The following is a 20,908-nucleotide window of genomic DNA, read 5'->3' as shown; positions in this document are numbered from 1 at the left end:
TACCCCGCGCGACGGCGGAGGGTCCGCTTGTTCTCACGGAGCGGCCGAGCGTCCGCGGCCCGGGTATCCCGGGCCGCAGCGAGCGCGACCAGCAAGCACGCGCGCTACCCGGCGCGGCGCCTGAGCGTTCGCTTGTTCTCGAGAAAGTCGACGAGGACGTAGCTGCCCAGGTCGTCGGGGCTGGTGAAGAAGGCCCGGCCGTTGTTCATCCGGGTCATCCGCTCGACGAACGAGCGCAGGTAGAAGCTCTCGTCGAGCATGAACGTGTTGATGCGGATGCCGTCCCGCGTGCAGCGGGCGACTTCCTTCAACGTCTCCTCGATCGTGATCGGCGACGGCGGATACTGGAAGTACGCCTCGCCGTCCTCGATGTGGGCGGTCGGCTCACCGTCGGTGACCATGATCACCTGCTTCGTGCCGGTCTGGCGGGCGAGCTGGCGGCGGGCGAGCAGCAGCGCGTGCTGCATGTTCGTGCCCCACTCGAAGTCCCACGACAGCTCGGGCAGCAGCTCGGGCTTCACCTCACGCGCGACCCGTCCGAAGCTCACGAGCCCGAAGTAGTCGCGCGGGAACTGGCTCGTGATGAGCGAGTGCAACGCCATCGCGACCTTCTTCGCGGGCAGGAAGTTGTCGCGCATCGGCATCGACATCGACACGTCGAGCATCAGCACCGTCGCGGAGCGCGTGAGCAGCTCGGTCTTCTCGACCTCGAAGTCCTCGGGTGACAGGCGGACCGGCGTGCCGGAGCCCTGCCGGTACACGGCGTTGCGGATCGTCTGCTCGACGTTCAGGTGGAACGGGTCGCCGAACTCGTACGGCTTGTGCTCGTAGCTGCGCTCGACGCCGACCCCGGCGCGCTCGACCTCGTGACGCCCGGCGCGGTCCTTCGTGAGGCGACGGAACAGGTCCGCGAGCGCGCGCTGACCGATCGCGCGTATGCCGCGCGGCGTGAGCTCGTAGCGCCCCTCGCGCTGCTCGATCAGGCCCGCCTCCTCGAGCATGCGCGCGAGCTCCTTCAGCCGGGCGAGCGACCGCGCGGCGTCGTCACCGAGCAGGTCGGAGGCCTGGTCGATGTCGACCTCCGCGAGCTGGCCCGGCTGCGTCGCCGACCGCAGCATGTTCTCGAGCTGGTCCATGTCGCCGAGCCGGTCGAGCAGGCCGGCCATCTGCGAGAACTGCAGCGGGTTGTCGCCCCGCATGCGCATCTGCTGGTTCCACGGCAGGTCGGGGAACGCCTGTTGCAGGTTGCGGGCGAGCTCGTCCACCTGCCAGCGCAGGTCGAGATCGTCGAGGAGCGACTGCGCGAGCTGCTGCAGCTGCGCGCGCTGCTCGGGCGTCATCGAGTTGAGCAGCTGTTGCATCTGCGCCATCGAGCGCGCCATCTGCTCCAGCAGCTCGTCGAGGCTCTGCGGGTTCTCGGGGAAGAAGTCGCCGTAGCGGTCCATGAAGCCCTGGAAGTCGGGCTCCTCGCCGCGTTCGCGCTGCTCGAGCATCTGGTTCAGCTCGGCGAGCATGTCCTTCATCCGCTGCATGCGCTCGGGCGACATGTCGCGCATGCCCTCCGAGAGCTGGTTGAAGTAGCTCTGTACGAGCTGCTCGCGCAGCTCGTCCATCAGCTGCTCGAACTCGCGCCGCGCGTCGTCGTCCATGAAGTCGTACTGCTGGAGCGACTGCACCCGGCCGGCGAGGTCGGGCGGCATCATCTCGAGGTCCATCTGCCGCTGCGCGGCGAGGTCCTCGACGAGCTCCTTGCGACGCTGGTCGCCCGACTCGCGCGCGTCCGAGAGCCTGCGCTCGATGCCCTCACGCTCCTGGTCGACGATCCCGTCGAGCTTGTCCTGGATGTCGTCGAACACGCCGCCCAGGTTGCGGGAGTCGAGCTCCTCGCGACGGCGCTGGCGCAGCCGGTCGAGCATCTCGCGCAGCCCCATGAGCTGCTCGCCGTTGCGGTCGCGGAAGCCCTGCTGCAGCAGACGCCGGAGCGCGGCGTTGAGATCGCCGTGGTAGAGCAGGTCGTCCGACATCTCGGACAGCAGCGCGTCGGCGTCGACGTCGAACCCGACCTGCGTGCCGTCCCACCGCGAGTACCGGAAGCCGCGACCACGACGAGGCATGCCCCCACCGTAGCGGTCGCCCGGCACACGACGACCGGCGCGACTGGGTGCACCCGAACGTCGTCGGGCATCATCGACGCGTGGCCGTCCGCTCCCGTCTCGTCGCCGCCGTGACGACGGCCGTCGCGGCCGTCGCGCTCGGCGCGTGCAGCGGTGGCATGCCGCGCTCGCAGCCCACCCCGATGAAGGCGTTCTGCGACGCAGCGATGAAGTACGACACCGCGATCCAGAAGCCGACGAAGAAGAGTCAGGTCGAGCAGGCGCGGGCGCAGCTGCCGCTGGTCGAGCGGATGGCCGACACCGCGCCCGCGGACGTGAAGCAGGCGGCCGAGACCGTCGTGGAGATGTACCGCCGCCGCGCCGCGGGCGACCGGTCGGTCCTCGACTCGCCGGTCGCGAAGAAGGCCGTCGACGACCTGAACCGGCGGGCCGGGAACGGCTGTGGGATCTACCAGGACCAGAACGGCGGGATCTAGCCCCTCGCCCGGTACAGCGCCTTGCCGCCCACGGCGTCCTTGTTGAGCCGCTTGGACAGGTGCATGCCCTCGAGCACGAGCTCGATCGCCGACGCCACCGCGGCGGGTGACTCGCCCACCCCGAGGTCGCTCATCACGTCACGCAGGGCCGGGACCTGCTGCAGCAGCGCGGTGTAGTCGCCCGCGGACACGTCCTCGCCGGTGTGCACGACGAGGCCCTCGTCGAAGCCCTTCACGACACCGCCGAGCCGCTCCGGACGCACGCGGGCGCGGAACACCTCGAGCACCGACGTCTTCACGATCCGGTCGAGCACGTGCTCCTCGCGCCCGTCGTCGAGCGTCTCGATCTCGATCTTGCCCGCGGTCGACGACACCAGCGCGTCGAGGTCGCTGATGCGCGGCACGACGTCGCGCTCACCGTTGCGCAGCGCGCGGCGCGTCGCGTTCGCGACGAGCGTCTCGTAGTTCGCGATCGACAAGCGGACGGACACACCCGACCGTTGGTTCACGTGCGGCGAGCGCCGCGCCTGCTGGCTCATCTCGGCGACGATCTCCGTCATGAACCGCGGGACGTCGATGTGCAGTCCGTCGCCCGAGACCGGACGCGCCTCCTGGTCGACGACGTCCATCTCGGTCTCGACGTCGAGCGGGTAGTGCGTGCGGATCTGCGCGCCGAACCGGTCCTTCAGCGGTGTGATGATGCGGCCGCGGTTCGTGTAGTCCTCGGGGTTCGCGGACGCGACGAGCATCACGTCGAGCGGGAGGCGGATCTTGTAGCCGCGGATCTGCACGTCGCGCTCCTCGAGCACGTTCAGCAGACCGACCTGGATGCGCTCCGCGAGGTCGGGCAGCTCGTTGATCGCGAAGATGCCGCGGTTCGTGCGCGGGACGAGGCCGTAGTGGATCGTGAGCTCGTCCGCGAGGTAGCGACCCTCGGCGACCTTGATCGGGTCGACCTCGCCGATGAGGTCCGCGATCGACGTGTCGGGCGTCGCGAGCTTCTCGCCGAAGCGACGGTCGCGGTGGACCCACTCGATCGGCGTCTCGTCGCCGCGCTCCATCACGAGGTGGCGCGCGTGCTGCGACACCGGATGGTACGGGTCGTCGTTGATCTCGCTGCCCGCGACGATCGGGCTCCACTCGTCGAGGAGCTCGGTCAACGAGCGGATGATGCGCGTCTTTGCCTGCCCGCGCTCACCGAGGAAGATGATGTCGTGACCCGCGAGCAGCGCGTTCTCGAGCTGCGGCATCACGGTCTCCTCGTAGCCGAGCACACCCGGTACGACGGATTGGCCCGAGGCGATGCGCGCGATCGCGTTCGCCCGCACCTCTTCCTTGACGGGGCGAGACTGCCAGCCGGACTCACGCAGCTCGCCGAGGGTGCCCGCGCGCGTCATGCGATCCCTCCGTGGCATCGAGAACACGGCGAGCGTACCAGCGCGTCTCGCGAACCCGTCCCGCGTCGTCCGAGCGCGGGTCCCGACCCCGCTTAACCTCGCAGGGTGGACCCGGGCGCGCCTCTCGACCTCTCGGGCGCGTGGCGCGCGGTGGAGTCGTCGGGTGACCTGCACCACCGTTTCGCCGAGCCCGACTTCGACGACCGCAGCTGGCTCGTGCTCGACGTGCCCGGTCACTGGCGCGCGCACGAAGGTCTCGCGGGCAGCGACGGCCCGGTCCTGTACCGACGTGCGTTCACGTCCGACCTGGCGGCACGCGACCGTCGCGCGTTCCTCGTGTTCGACGGCATCTTCTACGACGGCGACGTCTGGCTCGACGCTGCGTATCTCGGCGCCACCCAGGGCTGGTTCTTCCCGCACACCTTCGAGGTCACGCCGCAGCTCCGTGAACGCGGCGACCACGTCCTCGCGGTCGAGGTCGGTTGCCCGACGGGAGGCCAGCGAGGGACTCGCCGCGCGCTGACGGGCGTCTACGCCGAGCTCGACACGAACCCGGGCGGCATCTGGCGACCGGTGCGCGTCGTCGAGACCGGGCCGGTGCGGCTCGCTCGCGTGCGCGCGCTGTGCGTCGAGGCAAGCGAGGAGCGCGGCCGGATCGTCGTCGCCGCGACGCTCGATGCCGGCGACGACGAGCGGCGTCGAGAACCCCTCGCGGCGCGGCTCGTGCTCGAGCTGCGCGGGCCGGACGGGACGATCCTCGCGGACACGGCGCGCGAGATGCCCCTCGCGACGGGCGAGAACCACGTGAGCGTGACGATCGACGTCGACCGGCCGCCGCGGTGGTGGCCGCGTGCGCTGGGCGACCAGCCACTGTGCCGGCTCGACGTCGCGGTCGACGTCGCGGGTCAGTGCTCCGACGCGCGCACGCTCAGGACGGCGTTCCGCGAGGTCCGCATGCGACGCTGGAGCCTCGCGGTCAACGGCGAGCCGATGTTCGTGCGCGGCTCCACGCTCGCACCCGCGCGGATCCTCCTCGCGACGGCCACGGACGACGAGCTGCGCCGCCATGTCGACCTCGCGCTCGACGCGAACCTCGATCTGGTCCGCGTCCACGGGCACGTGTCGCGGCCGGAGCTGTACGACGCCGCCGACGAGCGCGGCCTGCTCGTGTGGCAGGACCTCCCGCTGCGTCACCGCTACGCGCGCACGTCGCGCGGCGAGGCGGTGCGCCAGGCGCGCGAGATGGTCGAGCTGCTCGGCCACCGGCCGAGCGTCGTCACCTGGTGCGCACACGACGAGCCGTACGGCGACGCCGGCGACCGACGCGCGTCGCAGACCGCGTCCATGTTGCTGCCGTCGTGGAACAAGGACGTGCTCGATCGGTCGGTGACGCGCGCGATCCGGCGTGCCGATCCCACCCGGCCGGTGGACGCGCACTCCGGTGTCCCTCCCGGACCGTTCTCGGTCGGCACCGACACGCACCTCGTCGGGGGTTGGCACGACGGGCTGCTCGAGGGGCTCGCCGCGACGCTGCGCACGCTGCCCCGGCTCGCGCGCTTCGTCGGCGCGTTCGGAGCACCCGCACCGCCAACGGCGACGGTGCTGGCGGCACCGAGGCGCTGGCCCGACGACGAGTGGGTCCGCGACGCGTCGAGCGGCCCGTACGGCGGTGACGTCGAGTCGTTCGTCCCGCCCGGCACGCAGTCGTCGTTCGCGGCGTGGACGAAGACGGCACGCGACCGCCAGGCCGCGTTCGTGCAGCTCGCGGTCGAGGACATCCGCCGCCTCCGCGACCGCCCGGCCGTCGGCTTCTGCCACTTCCTCCTCGCGGGGGGCGGTGACGGCGTGACGTGCGCGGTCGTCGACGACGGGACCCCGCGCCCCGCGTACGGCGCGCTCCGTGACGCGTGCCGGCCGGTGCTGCCGATGCTCGACCCGCGAACCGGCGACGTGCACGTCGTGAACGAGACCACGCAGGTCCTGGAGGGTGCGATCCTCCGTGTCGTCGGTCGCGACGGCATCGCACGCTCGTGGTCGGGCGACGTCGCGCCCCGCGCCACGACGTTCGTCGGTCGTGCCGCCGGCGCGATCGACTCCGGACCGGGCGCGACGTCGGACGTCGTCGTCGTGCTCGAGCACGAGGCGATCGGGACGGTCGCGAACCGCTACCGCGCCTCCCTCCTCGCGCACCTCGCGCACCGTCCCCGGCGCCGTCCGCTCAGCATGCTCAAACGCGCGAGCGCGGGCTAGCTTTCGCCCGGGCCTGCCCTCTGAGCAGGTCGCACGGCGCGAGAGCACCGCGCGCGGGCGTCGGAGACGTGCGGGAAACGGGAGAGCGATGGCCCAGACGACGGACGAGCGGTCGACACAGGTTCAGCGGCCCGGCGCCGACGCCGCATCGGAGCTCACCATCAAGACCGGCCCGCCCACACCGCAGCGCCCGCGCCGCTGGAGCGGTTGGTGGCCGGTCGCGTTCTACCGGTCCTCGATCGGCAAGAAGTGCGTGATGGCCGTGAGCGGGATCATCCTGCTCGGCTTCGTCCTGCTCCACATGATCGGGAACCTGAAGGTCTACCTGGGGCCGAAGGACTTCAACCACTACGCCGAGTGGCTGCGGACGATCCTGGTGCCGTTCCTCCCGCGCACGGTGTTCCTGTGGATCCTGCGCACGATCCTGATCGCGGCGTTCTTCGGGCACATCGTCTCCGCCTACCAGCTGACGCGGATGAACCAGCGCGCGCGGGAGACGAAGTACCAGTCGCCGCGCGACTACGTCGCGGCGAACTTCGCGTCACGCACGATGCGGTGGACCGGCGTGATCATCGGGCTCTTCGTCATCTTCCACCTGCTCGACCTGTCGTGGGGGACGGCGAACCCGCACTTCGTGCGCGGCGACGTGTACGACAACCTGCTGCACAGCTTCAAGCGCTGGCCGGTCGCGATCACGTACATCGTCGCCAACGTCGCGCTGGCGATCCACATCTATCACGGCGCGTGGAGCCTCTTTCAGACGCTCGGCTGGAACAACCCGCGCTTCAACGCGTGGCGGCGTTACTTCGCGACCGCGTTCGCGGTGGTGATCGGCGTCGGCAACGTCAGCTTCCCGGTGATGGTCCTCGCCGGCGTGATCCACTGATGCGGCGCCGGAGCGACGGAGGAGCGCAGGCGCTCGCCAGCGAACGAACGACGCGGGCGGCGAACGGCGAAGGCCCGAGCCGTCGCGCGAGGGAGTGAGCGAGAAGACATGAGTGACATCACGCTCGACGCGAAGGTCCCGGCGGGGCCGCTGGAGGACAAGTGGGACCTCCACCGGTTCGAGATGCGGCTCGTCGCACCGAACAACAAGCGCAAGTTCGAGATCATCGTCGTCGGGACGGGGCTCGCCGGTGCATCGGCGGCGGCGACCCTCGGGGAGCTCGGGTACAACGTCAAGGCGTTCTTCTTCCACGACTCGCCGCGTCGCGCGCACAGCATCGCGGCGCAGGGCGGCATCAACGCGGCGAAGAACTACAAGAACGACGGCGACAGCGTGTACCGCCTCTTCTACGACACGATCAAGGGCGGCGACTACCGCTCGCGTGAGGCGAACACGTATCGGCTCGCGCAGGTCAGCGTCGAGATCATCGACCAGTGCACGGCGCAGGGCGTCCCGTTCGCGCGCGAGTACGGCGGTCATCTCGACAACCGGTCGTTCGGCGGTGCGCAGGTGTCGCGCACGTTCTACGCGCGCGGCCAGACGGGGCAACAGCTCCTGCTCGGCGCGTACCAGGCGCTCGAGCGTCAGGTGCACCTCGGAGCGGTGAAGCAGTACAACCGCACCGAGATGCTCGACCTCGTCGTGAAGGACGGCCGAGCGGTCGGCATCGTCGTGCGCGACCTCCTGACCGGCGAGATCACGTCGCACTCCGCACACGCCGTCGTCCTCGCGACGGGCGGGTACGGCAACGTCTTCTACCTCTCGACGAACGCGAAGGCGAGCAACGCGACCGCCGCGTGGCGCGCACACCGCCGCGGCGCGCTGTTCGCGAACCCCTGCTACACGCAGATCCACCCGACCTGCATCCCGGCGAGCGACGAGTTCCAGTCGAAGCTCGTGCTCATGAGCGAGTCGCTGCGGAACGACGGCCGCGTCTGGGTGCCGCAGGAGTTCGGCGACGAGCGCGCGCCGAACCAGATCCCCGCGTCCGAACGCGACTACTTCCTCGAACGTCGGTACCCGGCCTTCGGGAACCTCGTGCCGCGCGACGTGGCGTCGCGCGCGATCAAGCGCGAGGTGGACGCCGGGCGCGGCGTGGGGCCGCTGAAGAACGGCGTGTACCTCGACTTCGCCGACGCGATCGACCGGCTCGGCGAGCAGACGATCCGCGAGCGCTACGGGAACCTGTTCCAGATGTACGAGCGCATCACCGCGGAGGATCCGTACCAGGTGCCGATGCGCATCTACCCCGCCGTCCACTACACGATGGGCGGGCTCTGGGTGGACTACAACCTGATGAGCAACGTGCCCGGGTTGTACGTCATCGGCGAGGCGAACTTCGCCGACCAGGGTGCGAACCGGCTCGGCGCCAGCGCGCTGATGCAGGGTCTTGCCGACGGCTACTTCATCCTCCCGTACACGATCGGCGACTACCTCGCGGGGCTGCTCAACACGCCCGTGGTCCCGGTCGACGACCCCGTCTTCGCGGAGGCCGAGGCGTCCGTCGCCGAGCGCGTCCGATCGCTGCTCGCCGTCAAGGGTCACCACTCGGTCGACCACTTCCATCGCGAGCTCGGCCGCATCATGTGGGACAACTGCGGGATGGCGCGCAGCGAGGAGACGCTCAAGAAGGCGCTCGCCGAGATCCCCGAGCTGCGCGAGGAGTTCCATCGCGACGTGCGCGTCCTCGGCGACGACCAGTCGCTCAACCAGTCACTGGAGAAGGCGGGCCGCGTCTCCGACTTCCTCGAGCTCGCCGAGCTCGTCTGTCTCGACGCGCTCCAGCGCGAGGAGAGCTGCGGCGGGCACTTCCGCGTCGAGCACCAGACCGAGGAGGGCGAGGCGCTGCGCGACGACGAGCACTTCGCGTTCGTCGGCGCGTGGGAGTTCGAGGGCGTCGGCGAGCGGCCGACGCTGCACAAGGAACCGCTCGAGTTCGAGTTCGTCCACCTCGCGCAGCGCAGCTACAAGTAGCGAGACCGCCGTAGAACGGAGACCGATGCGAGTCCACCTCCGCGTCTGGCGCCAGGCGTCGACGGAGTCACCGGGAAGCTTCGAGGACTACGACCTCGACGACGTCAGCCCGGACATGTCGTTCCTCGAGATGTTCGACACGCTGAACGAGCGTCTCGTCGCCGAGGGCCGCGAGCCGGTCGCGTTCGACCACGACTGCCGCGAAGGCATCTGCGGGTCGTGCGGCATGATGATCAACGGCCAGGCGCACGGTCCCGAGCGCGGCACCGCGACGTGCCAGCTGCACATGCGGAAGTTCGACGACGGCGCGCACATCACGGTCGAACCGTGGCGGTCGACGGCGTTCCCGGTGATCAAGGACCTGTCGGTCGACCGCGGCGCGTTCGACCGCATCATCCAGGCCGGCGGCTACATCACCGCGCCGACGGGCTCGGCACCCGAGGCGAACCTCACGCTCGTGCCGAAGCCGGTGGCGGACGCGGCGATGGACGCGGCCGCGTGCATCGGGTGCGGGGCGTGCGTCGCCGCGTGCCCGAACGGCGCCGCGCACCTCTTCACGTCGGCGAAGATCGCGCACCTGAACCTGTTGCCCCAGGGTCAGCCGGAGCGGTTCGAGCGCGTCACCGCGATGGTCGACGAGATGGAGCGCTGGTTCGGGTCGTGCACGATGCACGGCGAGTGCGAGGTCGCGTGCCCGAAGGAGATCTCCATCGACTTCATCGCCATGATGAACCGCGAGTACATCAAGGCGAGGTTCAAGAACCGCAAGCTCGCGGCCCAGGTGACGTGAGGCGCGCGACGCGCTCGGCGCCGGTCAGAGCTCGCGCATCTCGATGACGTCGAGGTTCCGGAACGTCGCCGAGCCGTCCGCGAGGCTCTGCATCTTGCCGGAGATCTCCTGTGTCTCCGGTAGCTGCGAGTTCTTCATCGCCTCCTCGTAGGACGGGAACTCGACCATCTGCACGTAGGTGCCGGGACGGTCGCGGTCCTCGCACAGCGTCATGCGCGTCGCGGTCCGCTTCCCCCGGGTCGCCTGTTCGAACTCGTCGCCGATCCTGCGGATCTCGTCGATGTTCGACGTCTTGAACTCGATGATCTGTACGAACCCCATGCCGGTGCTCCCTGTCGGTCGGCGGGTTTGATGGTGCGATCGTCCGCCCGCCCGCGCCGCAGGTCAACGAGAATCTCGGACCGCAACGTTGCGAGCGGCGTCATGATCAAGAGGTGACGAGCGCGGATCGACACGGGCTCGGTCGGCTGTTCGACGAGGTACCGGAGCTGTACGACCGCGTGCGGCCGGCGTATCCCGACGAGCTCTTCGCGGACCTCGTGACGATCACCGGCACGAGCGCCCGGTCGTCCGTGCTCGAGGTGGGCTGTGGCACCGGTCTGGCGACGCGTTCGCTCGCCGCCATCGGCTGCGCGGTGACGGCCGTGGAGCCCGGTCCCGGGATGGCGGCCGTCGCCCGTGAGCGGCTCGCATCCTTCCCGAACGTCGCGGTCGAGGTGTCGTCCTTCGAGGAGTGGGACGACCGCGGCCGGCGATTCGACGTCGTGCTCGCCGCGTCAGCGTGGCACTGGGTCGATCCGTCGATCGGCTGGCAACCCGCGCGCGACGTGCTGCGTCCCGGCGGGTGGATGGCGCTGCTCGGCAAGTTGGTCGTCCGCAGGCCGGGCGAGCCCGAGGTCTACGCGGAGACGGCGGATCTGCACGAGCGCTTCTGCCCCGGCAACCCGGACTGGGGCGATCCGCCACTCGAAGACGAGGTGCGGGCGACGGACGAGGGCTGGGGGCCGCCCAACGACGAGCCCGGCGGCCTGTTCGGGCCCACCGTCGTGCGCTGGTACCCGAGCGTGCAGTGGTTCGACGGTGCGGGGTTCGCCGATCTGCTCCGCTCGACGTCGATCTACCGGAGGCTCGACCCGGACGTCCGGGAGCCGCTGCTCGACGCCATCGCGGAGCGCATCCGAACGCGCATGGGCGACCGGGCGGCGCGCCACTACCTGAGCGTGCTGCGGGTCGGCCGGCGCGCGACCGTCCCCGACGAGCCACCGCTCCACCGATGAGTGACACACCCCTCTCGTATGATCGAACTGATGTTCGGTACATCGGAGCGGGTGCTGGAGCTGCTGGCGGAGCGGGAGCGGCTGGACGCCGCGCTGCTCGCCGCGGTCGGCGCGCTCGACGCGTCGGGCGAGTGGGCGGCGGACGGCACCGCGTCGACGCACGCGTGGTTGGTGCACCACGGGCGGCTGACGGGCCCCGAGGCGTCCCGACTGTTGCGGAGCGGCAGGTTGGTGCACGGTCACGAACGGACCGCGAGACGTCTGCAGGACGCCGACGTGACGTGCGCGCAGGTCGACGCCCTGGCCCGGGCCGTGCGTGGGCACGAGGCACTGTTGAACGACCGCGAGGAGACGCTGCTCGACATCGCGACCGCCACGTCGTCCGAGCAGTTCCGCACGGTGATGCGCCGCTGGCGAGCGATCGCGGATGACGTCGAAGGTGGCGACGAGCCCGACCGGTCGTGGCAGCTGCGCCGGTTGCACGTGTCGAAGCTGGACGACGGCAGCGTGCACCTCGACGGGCGCCTCGACCCCGTCGCCGGCGAGGCATTCGTCACCGCGCTCGAGAGGTTCCTCGACCCGAGCGTCGATCCCGACCGCACGGCCGCGCAACGCCGCGCCGACGCGCTCCACGAGATGGCGCGGCGCGCCCTCGGCAGCGCGGTCGCCGTCGAGCTCGGCATGATCATCGACGCGGACACGTTGGCAGGGAACATGCCGAGCGATCCGCGCCGCGCTCGTTGCGACCTCACCCACGTCGGGCCCGTCCAACCCAGCACCATCCGCCGCTTGGCGTGCGACGCGATCGTCCGCCGTGTCATGCGCGACAGCGACGGCGAGATCCTCGACCTCGGACGCAGGACCCGCATCGTCAGCAACGCGCAACGCGTCGCCGTCATGGTCCGCGACGGTGGCTGCACCTGGCCCGGCTGCGACCGGCCGCCCGACTGGTGCGACGTCCATCACGAGGAGCACTGGGCGGACGGCGGCCCCACCGACCTCCCCAACCTGCGCGCGTACTGCCGCTTCCACCACACCAAGATCCATCACGGCTGGACCGTCCACCGACGACCCGACGGCACCACGCGCGCCGAACCGCCGTAGCGCTACGAGTCGAGTCGCGCGGCTACCGCCCGCAGGTCGTCCACGAAGTCCGCGTACTCGATCTCCCGACGCTCGCCCGCGCGCAGGATCGACGACGGGTGGACGGTCGCGACCGCGAGGATCCCGCTGGGCAGCGGGAGGAACTCGCCGCGCTGCTTCGTGACCTTGAACGACGGGCCGAAGACGGCCTGCGCGGCGGTCGCGCCCAGGCAGACGACCACCTTCGGCTCGATCACGCCGAGCTCGCGCTCCCACCACTGGCGACACGCCTTGACCTCTTCGCGGTTCGGCTTCTGGTGGAGGCGCACCTTCCCCGCCGGCTTCCACTTGAAGTGCTTGACGGCGTTGGTGATGTACACGCGGGTGCGGTCGATGCCGGCCCCCTCGAGCGCGCGGTCGAGGAGCTGGCCGGCCGGCCCGACGAACGGGTGGCCCGACAGGTCCTCCTTGTCACCGGGCTGCTCACCCATCATGACGACCTCGGCGTCGGCCGGCCCCTCGCCGAAGACGGTCTGGGTCGCGTTGCGGTAGAGGTCGCAGTCCTGGCACCCCGCGGCGTCCGCCGCGATCTCCCCGAGACTCCGTCCGTCGCCGAGCGGGAGCGAATCCTGCACGGGCGCGCGCGTACCCGCGCCGGCCGTCAGGCAAGCCCGTCGAGCGCGGCAGCCAGATCGGCGACGAGGTCGTCGACGGTCTCGAGACCGACCGACAGCCGCACCAGCGCGGGGTCGACGGCGAGCGGCGACCCCGCGGCCGACGCGTGCGTCATGCGCGCGGGATGCTCGATCAGCGACTCCACGGCACCGAGTGACTCCGCGAGCGTGAACAAGCGCGTGGACGCGACGACTCGCAGCGCGGCTTCCTCTCCTCCCGCGAGCGTGAACGACACCATGCCCCCGTACGCGCGCATCTGCTTCGCCGCGACGTCGTGTCCGGGGTGCGACGGCAGTCCCGGATAGCGGACCGACGCGACCGATCGGTGACCGGCGAGCATCTGCGCGATCGCGCCGGCATTGGCGCAATGGCGGTCCATGCGGACCGCGAGCGTCTTCACCCCGCGCAAGACGAGATAGCAGTCGAACGGAGACGGCACCGCGCCGGCCGCGTTCTGGACGAACCTGAGACGCGCGGCGATCTCGTCGTCGTTCGTCGCCGCGAAGCCGCCGACGACGTCGGAGTGCCCGCCGAGATACTTCGTCGCGGAGTGGACGACGACGTCGGCACCGAGCGCGAGCGGTCGTTGCAGGTACGGGGTCGCGAACGTGTTGTCGACGACGACCCGCGCGCCCCGCTCGTGCGCGAACGTCGCGACGCCCGCGATGTCGACGACGGTCAGCAGCGGGTTCGTCGGCGTCTCGACCCACACCATGCGCGTCTCGTCGCGCCAGGCGGATGCGAGCGCGTCGAGATCGGTCAGGTCGACGGCGGACCACTGCACGCCCGCAGCCTCGTGCACGCCGGCGACGAGCCGGTACGTCCCCCCGTACGCGTCGTCGGGGATGACGACGTGGTCGCCGGGCCGCAGCAGCCGGAGGATCGCGTCCTCGGCTGCGAGCCCGCTCGCGTACGCGGCGCCGTGCCGAGCGCCCTCGAGGTCCGCCAGGCAGGCCTCGAGCGCGGCGCGGATGGGGTTGGCAGTGCGCGCGTACTCGTAGCCCTGGTGCTCGCCGACACCGTGCTGCGCGAACGTCGTCGCCAGGGAGATCGGCGGCACGACGGCGCCCGTCGCCGGGTCGGGTGGTTGCCCGGCGTGGATCGCGCGCGTCTCGAAGCCGTCCGCCACTAGCCGGGACTCCGCGCCGCGAGGAACGACAGCACGTCGGCGCGCGTCAGCACGCCGATCGGGTGGCCACCCTCGAGCACGAGCACCGCGGTGGCGGTGTCCAGGCACCGCACGACGCGCGCCACCGGTTCGCCGATGCCGACCATCGGGATCGCGGGTCCCATCACGTCGTCGATCGGCCGGTCGAGCACCGACGGATCGCGGAAGGCGCGGTCCATGAGGTCGAGCTCGTTGACGGTACCGCTCACCTCCTTGGCCGCGAGCGGCAGGTCCTTGGTGACGCTCACGATCACCTGCGAGACGCCGAGGTCGCGCATCAGCGCGATCGCCCGTCGTGCCGGCTCGTCCGGCGTGACGAGCACGAGCTCGGGGATGCCGGTCCCCTTGCTCCGCAGCACGTCGCCGGACGTCGGACCGGGACCGCTCAGGAAGCCGTAGTCGGTCATCCACTGGTCGTCGAAGATCTTCGACAAGTAGCCGCGACCCGAGTCGGGCAGGAGCACCACGACCAGCGCGTCCTCGTCGAGGTCGCGCGCGACCGTGAGCGCGGCGTGCACCGCGGTGCCGCCCGAACCGCCGATGAGGATCCCTTCCTCGTGCGTGACGCGGCGCGCCATGAGGAACGACTCGGCGTCGCTCACCTCCACGACGCGGTCGACGAGGGCGGGATCGAACGTCGTCGGCCAGAAGTCCTCGCCGATGCCCTCGACGAGGTACGGCCGTCCCGTGCCGCCCGAGTACACCGAGCCCGCGGGGTCCGCACCGACGATCTGCACGTCGGGGTTGCGCGACTTGAGGAAGCGACCGACGCCCGTGATCGTGCCGCCCGTCCCGATGCCGGCGACGAAGTGCGTGACGCGCCCGGCGGTCTGCTCCCAGACCTCGGGTCCCGTCGTCAGCTCATGCGCACGCGGGTTCTCCTGGTTCGAGTACTGGTCCGGACGGAACGCACCCGGCGTCTCCCGCACGAGCCGCTCGGCCGTCGAGTAATAGGAGTCCGGATGCTCGGGCGGCACCGCGGTCGGGCACACGACGACCTGCGCGCCGTACGCCTCGAGCAGCTTCACCTTCTCCGCGCTCATCTTGTCCGACATGACGAAGATGCAGCGGTAGCCGCGCTGCGCGGCGACGATCGCGAGGCCGACGCCGGTGTTGCCCGAGGTCGGCTCGACGATCGTGCCGCCCGGCTGCAGCAGGCCGGCGCGCTCGGCGGCGTCGATCATCGCGATCGCGGGCCGGTCCTTCACGCTGCCGCCCGGGTTGAGCATCTCGAGCTTCGCGACGACGTCGCACGGCATGTCGCGCGCCACGTTGCGGAGCCGCACGAGCGGCGTGTTGCCGACGAGGTCCAGGAGCGAGTCCGCGATGCGCGGCGCGTCCGGCGTCACCCGCCGACCCTACGCGCCCGCCGCGGTGTCGACGTAGTGTCTCGCCCGTGCAGGAGCATCAGTACGCAGTCGATCTCAACGCGCCGCCGCGCGAGGTGTGGGACATGTTCTGGTACCGCGGCGCGGACCGGCCCCAGGCGAAGATCGGCTCGATCGAGATCCTCCATCCCGGCGACGAGATCGGCGAGGGGCTCGTCCGCCACTGCACGTTCCCGGTCCCGAAGTTCCTGCTGTCGGGCGGCATGGGCCAGTCGTGGGAGTGGCTCACGCAGGTGAAGCCGTACGAGTCGTGGAAGTACGACGCGATCGGCAAGCCGCTGTGGTCGCGCGCCGAGGGCTTCACCCGTCTCGAGGACCTCGGCGACGGCCGGACGCGCGTCCACTTCCTCGAGCGCTACTGGGCGTTCAACCCGATCATGCGGGTCGTCGGGCTCGAGCGCTACGTGCACGAACGGCTCTCGAAGGACAACGACACGCTGCTCGCCGCGCTCGAGGGCGGTCTGCGCTGGCATCGGAAGCGGCGCGAGCGCGAGGCGCAGGAGACCAGCGGGACGGCCTGACCCACGTATGCACGCGAGCCGTCCGGCGCGTCGCTAGCCTTCGCGGTCCATGAGCGAGCGAGCCTCCAGCCGAGCGGAAGCGGGGCCCGAGCGGCCCGGCCCTCTGGGCCGGGAGCGGACAACATGAGCGAGCCGCCGCCCCCGCCGGGTCCGCCGCCCGTCCCTCCGCCTCCTCCTCCCCCGCCCGAGCCGCCCGGTCCGCCGGGCCCTCCGCCGCCCCCGGAGCCTCCGGGCCCGCCCGTCCCGAGCGGCGGGTACGCCACGACGACCGCCGCGCCCGCGAAGGAACGCATCCGGCTCGCGTACCAGGGGCGCGCGGAGACCGACTACATCTTCAACTTCTGGACCGCGTTCGGCTGGACGCTGCTGACGTGCGGGATCTACGGGTTCTACGTCCTCTACCAGCTGGTGCGGCGCTCACGCGACCACAACCGGCGCCGGCTCGAGCTCCTCGACGCGGCGACGACGTACGCATGGGAGCAGGCGCAGTCGCGCGGTCTCGCCGACGAGCTCCGACCCAACTTCGACCGGATCGGCATGCACCTCGGCGTGCTGCGCCAGATGACGAACGACTTCCGCGACCCGGTGATCTGGACGGTGCTGTCGATCATCGCGAGCGGGATCGTCCACATCGTCATCTACATCCTCCTCGACCAGGATCTCGTGAAGCACGACGCGAACGAGGGCGCGGTCGAGGCCGAGCTCGCCGCGATCTACGAGCGGCTCGGCGCCTCGGTCCCGACGCCCGACCCGTCGCGGGTGAAGGGCCAGCACAACTACGTCGCCCGCATCATCGTCACGATCGTGACGTGCGGCATCTACGGCCTGTGGTGGCTCTACGACGTGATGGTCGAGTGGAACCGTCACTTCGAGACGAACTGGGCGTGGGAGGACGGGCTGGCGAACGCCGTCCAGAGCATGCCGTGAGCGACTCCCGGCCCTGCGCCTGACGCGCGCGTCAGTGACGCGCGTACGCTGACGCCTCCGGCCGACGAGCGACGAGCGGAGGCGCGCGCATGGCGGGTGCGCTGGACGGTGTGCGGATCCTCGACCTGTCGTGGGGCATCGCGGGCCCGCTCGGGGTGCTGCTGCTCGCCGAGCAGGGCGCCGACGTCGTGAAGGTCGAGCCCCCGGGCGGCGACCCTTTCCGCTGCTACTCCGGTTCGCACGTGTGGAACCGCAGCCGCCGCTCCGTCACCGTCGACCTGAAGTCCGGCGCCGGCCGCGACGCGTTCTTCCGACTGGCGGAGACCGCCGACGTGCTCGTCGAGAGCTTCCGGCCCGGTGTCATGGAGCGGCTCGGCGCGGGCTACGAGACGATGCACGACCGGTTCCCGCGTCTCGTGTACACGTCGGTGCCCGGCTACCCGCCCGGCCACCGCTTCGCGAACCGCCCGGGCTACGACGCGCTGGTGCAGGCGAGCTCGGGCCAGCAGTGGGACCAGCCCGGCTGGCGGCTCGGACCGATCTTCCTCCACATGCCGATGCCGAGCATGGGCACGATCTTCCTCGTCCCGACCGGCATCCTCGCGGCGCTGATCGCGCGCGAGACGACGGGACGCGGCCAGCACGTGACGACGTCGTTGCTGCAGGGCGCGTTCCTGTACACGACGCAGATCTGGCAGCAGGTCGAGCACGCCAGCGCGCAGTACCACGACCTGATGGGCAAGTCGTACCCGCCCGGCATCCACCAGCAGATGATCTTCGAGTGCGCGAACCGCCAGTTCGTGCACGCGTCGGTGATGAGCGGTTTGGCGCCGAAGAAGAGTCAGGACGAGATCCTCGGGCTCGAGGACGCGCCTGACGCGTTCACGTTCATGTCGATGCCGCCCGAGGAGCGCGAGGTGATCAACCGGCGCCGGCGCGAGGCGTTCAAGCACCACGACCGCGCGCAGCTCGTGGCGGAGTTCCAGGCCAACAACCACGCGATCGAGCCGATCATCACGATGGAGGAGGCGCTCGGCGACCCGCACCCGCAGCTCGCCGCGAACGGGATGGTCGTCGAGGTCGACGACCCCGACCTCGGCCGCACCACGCAGATCGGCGTCCCGATCCATCTCTTCGGCACACCGGGTGAGATCCGCGGGCCGCAGCCGCGCGCGGGCGAGCACAACGACGAGATCTGGGGCGACCTCGGCTACTCGCGCGACGACATCGCGACGATCACGGGGAGCAAGTAGGTGTACGCGCTCGAAGGCGTCCTGCTCGTCGACTTCGGTCAATACCTGGCGGGCCCGTTCGGCCCGATGATCATCGGCGACCTCGGCGCGGACGTCATCAAGGTCGAACCCGTGAACGGTGACGGGATGCGCATCGGCAAGCCGTTCGTCGGCTGCCAGCGCGGCAAGCGCGACATCGCGCTCGACCTCAAGAAGCCCGAGGGGCTCGAGGTCGCGCGCGAGCTCATCGCGCGCGCCGACATCGTCCATCACAACATGACCGCGGGCGTCGCGAAGCGGCTCGGGATCGCGTACGACGACTGCAAGGCGATCAACCCCGACATCGTCTACTGCAACACCTGGGCGTACGGGTTCGAGGGCCCGCTCGCGCGCTTCGGCGGTCTCGACCCGCTGTACCAGGCGGTCGCCGGGCTCGAGTACGAGGCGGGCGCGGTGCAGCACGGCAACGAGCCGCTCTACTACCGCTTCGGCATGACCGACACCGCGAACGCGATGCTCTCGGTCGTCGGCTGCCTCGCCGCGCTGTACCGGCAGCGGCGGACGGGCGAGGGCCAGGAGCTGTGGACGTCGCTGCTCGACGGCGGCGCGGTGTTCGCGTCGGACGCGCTGCTCGTCGACGGCGAGCCGGTCGCGCGGCCACGGCTCGACAAGGAGCAGCGCGGGATCGATCCGCTCTACCGGTTGTACGAGACGCAGGACGGGTGGATCCAGATCGCCGCGTTCCGCGACGACGACTTCGCCGCGCTGTGCCGCGCGCTCGGGTTGGACGGGCTGCTCGACGACGAGCGGTTCGCGACGATGCGGTCGCGTCACGAGCACGGCGACGCGCTGGCCGCCGCGATCGAGCCGCGGTTCCGCACCCGCACGTCGGTCTCGTGGTCGCACGCGCTCGACGACGCCGGCGTGCCGAACGAGATCCCCTTCGACCCGAAGGGCGGCGAGCTCGCGCTCTACGACGCCGACAACGTCGCCTGCGGGCTGACCGCGGAGTACGAGCACCCGGTGCTCGGGCGGCTGCGCCAGTTCGGCCAGCTCATCGACCTCTCCGAGACGCCGGGCCGGATCGCCGGCCCGCCACCGCTCGTCGGGCAGCACACGCGCGAGATCATGCGGTGGTTGGGGTACGACGACACACGGATCGACGAGCTACGCCGCGAGGGCGTGGTGTACGAGCCGGACGAGCACTACCGCGAGCGGTTCATGCTGTGAGGAGTGGTCGCGATGAGTGACAGCAAGCAGGCGTGGGACCGGGTCGGTGACACGTTCACCGACCTGGGTCGCACGCTGAAGTCCCACTACGACCGGCGGGCCGCCTCGGGCGAGGCGAAGGCCGACCGCGAGGCGGTCGAGCGCGCGATGGCGGGCATGCGTGACGCCGTGAACCGCGCGTTGGAGTCCGTCAACGGCGCCGTCAGCGACCCCGACGTCCGCGACGGCGCGAACCGGGCGGTCACGTCGCTCGCCGACGCGCTGTCGACGACGTTCGGCGAGGTCACCACGCAGGTGCGCGACGCGATCAGCAAGCGCCGCGGATCGACGTGAACGCGACCGACAACGTGCTCGCCGCGTTCTCCGTGACGCCGCTCGGCGTGGGCGACTCGGTCGGCGCGCTCGTCGCGGACGCCGTACGCGTGGTGCGCGACAGCGGTCTGCCGCACGAGACGAACGCGATGTTCACCAACGTCGAGGGCGACTGGGACGCCGTGATGGACGTCATCAGGCGCTCGATCGACGCGGTCGGCATGCACGCACCGCGCGTGAGCGTCGTCGTGAAGCTCGACTGCCGCCCCGGTCACGCGGACGCGCTGCACGCCAAGACGGCCTCGGTCGAGCGGCATCTCGGCGGGGAGTGAGGCGTCCGACCGCCGCGGCGGCGGCTGCGCTCGTCCTCGCGATGTCCGCGTGCAGCGGTGACGGGCACGCGGCGCGCCGCGTCGCGACGCGCCACCCGGCGTCGACGACGACGACCACGACGTCCGCTCCGCCGCCGTCGACGACCGCACCGCCCACCACGACGACGACGAAGGCCGTCCCGACGACGAAGAGCGCGACGACGCGCGCGCCGTCGTCGGCGTCGAATGACGGCTTCACCGCGTCGGTCGCGGCGATCGACCCGGCGACGGCCGCGTCCATGCAGTCGTCGTGGCGGCCCGGGTGTCCGGTGCCGTTGAGCGGTCTGCGCATCGTGGCGCTGTCGTACCGAGGGTTCGACGGCGGCGTGCACACCGGACGACTCGTCGTGAATGCGACGGTCACGGGCGCGATCGTCACCGTGTTCCACCGGCTGTTCGACCTCGGCTTCCCGATCGAACGGATGGTGCCGGTCGACGCCTACGGCGGCAACGACGACGCGGTCGACGCGGCCGACGACACCTCCGCGTTCAACTGCCGCCCGCCGGACGGCGGGTCGGGATGGTCGGAGCACGCCTACGGCCTCGCCGTGGACGTGAACCCGCTGCGCAACCCGTACGTGCACGCCGACGGCTCCGTGAAGCTCGCGGTCAGCCGGCCGTGGACCGACAGGAGCCTGACGCTCCCGGGGATGATCCACGCGGGCGACGCGGTGGTCCGTGCGTTCGCGTCGATCGGCTGGGGGTGGGGCGGCAGCTGGAGCGGCGCGCGCGACTACCAGCACTTCTCGGCCAACGGCCACTGACGTCGGGGCGCGT

Annotated in this window: 20 protein-coding genes; 14 read left to right on the top strand and 6 right to left on the bottom strand. The window is 70.8% G+C overall.

The features are described 5' to 3' along the window. Positions 1-104 precede the first annotated feature (104 nt). Positions 105-2,114 (bottom strand): VWA domain-containing protein, encoded by a 2,010-nt coding sequence (locus tag VFC33_20305; GenBank protein HZR15588.1) that lies wholly within the window; start codon positions 2,112-2,114, stop codon positions 105-107. Between the two features lie 80 nt (positions 2,115-2,194). On the opposite strand from VFC33_20305, the gene VFC33_20300 reads away from it, so the two are divergent. Beyond that, positions 2,195-2,590 (top strand): hypothetical protein, encoded by a 396-nt coding sequence (locus VFC33_20300; GenBank protein ID HZR15587.1) that lies wholly within the window; start codon positions 2,195-2,197, stop codon positions 2,588-2,590. Here VFC33_20300 and VFC33_20295 read toward each other — a convergent pair. After that, entirely contained in the window at positions 2,587-3,987 is a 1,401-nt protein-coding gene (locus VFC33_20295) for a sigma 54-interacting transcriptional regulator (protein ID HZR15586.1), read from the bottom strand. The two genes, VFC33_20300 and VFC33_20295, sit on opposite strands and share 4 nt — an antisense overlap. Before the next feature lie 105 nt (positions 3,988-4,092). On the opposite strand from VFC33_20295, the gene VFC33_20290 reads away from it, so the two are divergent. From VFC33_20290 to VFC33_20275, 4 genes are all read left to right on the top strand, one after another. Then, positions 4,093-6,237: a hypothetical protein gene (locus VFC33_20290; GenBank protein ID HZR15585.1), complete on the top strand. Its 2,145-nt coding sequence runs from the start codon at positions 4,093-4,095 to the stop codon at positions 6,235-6,237. A gap of 88 nt (positions 6,238-6,325) precedes the next feature. Then, complete coding sequence (locus tag VFC33_20285) at positions 6,326-7,123, top strand: succinate dehydrogenase cytochrome b subunit (GenBank protein ID HZR15584.1); 798 nt, start codon at positions 6,326-6,328, stop codon at positions 7,121-7,123. A 117-nt stretch (positions 7,124-7,240) separates the two neighbouring features. Continuing rightward, a complete protein-coding gene (locus VFC33_20280; GenBank protein HZR15583.1) occupies positions 7,241-9,157 on the top strand; it encodes a fumarate reductase/succinate dehydrogenase flavoprotein subunit in 1,917 nt (638 codons plus the stop codon). A gap of 25 nt (positions 9,158-9,182) precedes the next feature. After that, positions 9,183-9,947 (top strand): succinate dehydrogenase/fumarate reductase iron-sulfur subunit, encoded by a 765-nt coding sequence (locus VFC33_20275; protein ID HZR15582.1) that lies wholly within the window; start codon positions 9,183-9,185, stop codon positions 9,945-9,947. Positions 9,948-9,971: 24 nt separating this feature from the next. Here the strand turns inward: VFC33_20275 and VFC33_20270 are convergent, their stop codons facing one another. Next, complete coding sequence (locus VFC33_20270) at positions 9,972-10,268, bottom strand: hypothetical protein (protein HZR15581.1); 297 nt, start codon at positions 10,266-10,268, stop codon at positions 9,972-9,974. A gap of 113 nt (positions 10,269-10,381) precedes the next feature. Here VFC33_20270 and VFC33_20265 point away from each other — a divergent pair, with 113 nt between their 5' ends. Both VFC33_20265 and VFC33_20260 read left to right on the top strand, forming a co-directional pair. After that, the gene (locus VFC33_20265) at positions 10,382-11,224 is read left to right on the top strand and encodes a class I SAM-dependent methyltransferase (protein HZR15580.1); all 843 of its coding nucleotides are present in this window, start codon (positions 10,382-10,384) and stop codon (positions 11,222-11,224) included. Between the two features lie 30 nt (positions 11,225-11,254). Then, complete coding sequence (locus VFC33_20260) at positions 11,255-12,328, top strand: DUF222 domain-containing protein (protein ID HZR15579.1); 1,074 nt, start codon at positions 11,255-11,257, stop codon at positions 12,326-12,328. A 2-nt stretch (positions 12,329-12,330) separates the two neighbouring features. On the opposite strand, the gene VFC33_20255 is transcribed toward VFC33_20260, so the two are convergent. Genes VFC33_20255 through VFC33_20245 form a run of 3 tightly spaced genes read right to left on the bottom strand, consistent with a single transcriptional unit; the run spans position 12,331 to position 15,499 of the window. Then, complete coding sequence (locus VFC33_20255; GenBank protein ID HZR15578.1) at positions 12,331-12,942, bottom strand: UdgX family uracil-DNA binding protein; 612 nt, start codon at positions 12,940-12,942, stop codon at positions 12,331-12,333. 26 nt (positions 12,943-12,968) lie between these two features. Further along, entirely contained in the window at positions 12,969-14,111 is a 1,143-nt protein-coding gene (locus tag VFC33_20250; GenBank protein HZR15577.1) for a cystathionine gamma-synthase, read from the bottom strand. After that, positions 14,111-15,499, bottom strand: a complete 1,389-nt coding sequence (locus tag VFC33_20245; GenBank protein ID HZR15576.1) for a cystathionine beta-synthase — start codon at positions 15,497-15,499, stop codon at positions 14,111-14,113. Before VFC33_20245 ends, VFC33_20250 begins: the two co-directional genes overlap by 1 nt. Before the next feature lie 47 nt (positions 15,500-15,546). Between VFC33_20245 and VFC33_20240 the strand changes: the two genes are divergently transcribed. The 7 genes from VFC33_20240 (at position 15,547) to VFC33_20210 (ending at position 20,895) form a co-directional block, all read left to right on the top strand. After that, the gene (locus tag VFC33_20240; protein HZR15575.1) at positions 15,547-16,059 is read left to right on the top strand and encodes a polyketide cyclase / dehydrase and lipid transport family protein; all 513 of its coding nucleotides are present in this window, start codon (positions 15,547-15,549) and stop codon (positions 16,057-16,059) included. A gap of 123 nt (positions 16,060-16,182) precedes the next feature. Beyond that, positions 16,183-16,986, top strand: coding sequence for a DUF4234 domain-containing protein (locus VFC33_20235; protein ID HZR15574.1), 804 nt, complete (start codon positions 16,183-16,185; stop codon positions 16,984-16,986). Positions 16,987-17,075: 89 nt separating this feature from the next. Continuing rightward, the gene (locus VFC33_20230) at positions 17,076-18,239 is read left to right on the top strand and encodes a CoA transferase (protein ID HZR15573.1); all 1,164 of its coding nucleotides are present in this window, start codon (positions 17,076-17,078) and stop codon (positions 18,237-18,239) included. Beyond that, positions 18,240-19,448, top strand: coding sequence for a CoA transferase (locus VFC33_20225; GenBank protein HZR15572.1), 1,209 nt, complete (start codon positions 18,240-18,242; stop codon positions 19,446-19,448). Between the two features lie 12 nt (positions 19,449-19,460). Further along, a complete protein-coding gene (locus VFC33_20220) occupies positions 19,461-19,781 on the top strand; it encodes a hypothetical protein (protein ID HZR15571.1) in 321 nt (106 codons plus the stop codon). A gap of 14 nt (positions 19,782-19,795) precedes the next feature. Then, a complete protein-coding gene (locus VFC33_20215) occupies positions 19,796-20,092 on the top strand; it encodes an MTH1187 family thiamine-binding protein (GenBank protein HZR15570.1) in 297 nt (98 codons plus the stop codon). Beyond that, positions 20,089-20,895 carry a M15 family metallopeptidase gene (locus VFC33_20210; protein ID HZR15569.1) on the top strand — a complete coding sequence of 269 codons (807 nt, stop codon included), beginning with the start codon at positions 20,089-20,091 and terminating at the stop codon, positions 20,893-20,895. Before VFC33_20215 ends, VFC33_20210 begins: the two co-directional genes overlap by 4 nt. The last annotated feature ends 13 nt before the right edge of the window (positions 20,896-20,908 follow it).

The sequence above is a fragment of the Acidimicrobiia bacterium genome (genome assembly GCA_035651955.1).
Classification (GTDB): domain Bacteria; phylum Actinomycetota; class Acidimicrobiia; order IMCC26256; family JAMXLJ01; genus JAMXLJ01.
This window is presented reverse-complemented; position numbering and strand designations above follow the sequence as displayed.

Excerpts from the sequence above, each read along its gene's own strand:
- VFC33_20305 (HZR15588.1), bottom strand. The coding sequence starts at position 2,114 with ATGCCTCGTCGTGGTCGCGGCTTCCGGTACTCGCGGTGGGACGGCACG.
- VFC33_20295 (HZR15586.1), bottom strand. The coding sequence starts at position 3,987 with ATGACGCGCGCGGGCACCCTCGGCGAGCTGCGTGAGTCCGGCTGGCAG.
- VFC33_20285 (HZR15584.1), top strand. The coding sequence starts at position 6,326 with ATGGCCCAGACGACGGACGAGCGGTCGACACAGGTTCAGCGGCCCGGC.
- VFC33_20275 (HZR15582.1), top strand. The coding sequence starts at position 9,183 with ATGCGAGTCCACCTCCGCGTCTGGCGCCAGGCGTCGACGGAGTCACCG.
- VFC33_20270 (HZR15581.1), bottom strand. The coding sequence starts at position 10,268 with ATGGGGTTCGTACAGATCATCGAGTTCAAGACGTCGAACATCGACGAG.
- VFC33_20260 (HZR15579.1), top strand. The coding sequence starts at position 11,255 with ATGTTCGGTACATCGGAGCGGGTGCTGGAGCTGCTGGCGGAGCGGGAG.
- VFC33_20235 (HZR15574.1), top strand. The coding sequence starts at position 16,183 with ATGAGCGAGCCGCCGCCCCCGCCGGGTCCGCCGCCCGTCCCTCCGCCT.
- VFC33_20230 (HZR15573.1), top strand. The coding sequence starts at position 17,076 with ATGGCGGGTGCGCTGGACGGTGTGCGGATCCTCGACCTGTCGTGGGGC.
- VFC33_20220 (HZR15571.1), top strand. The coding sequence starts at position 19,461 with ATGAGTGACAGCAAGCAGGCGTGGGACCGGGTCGGTGACACGTTCACC.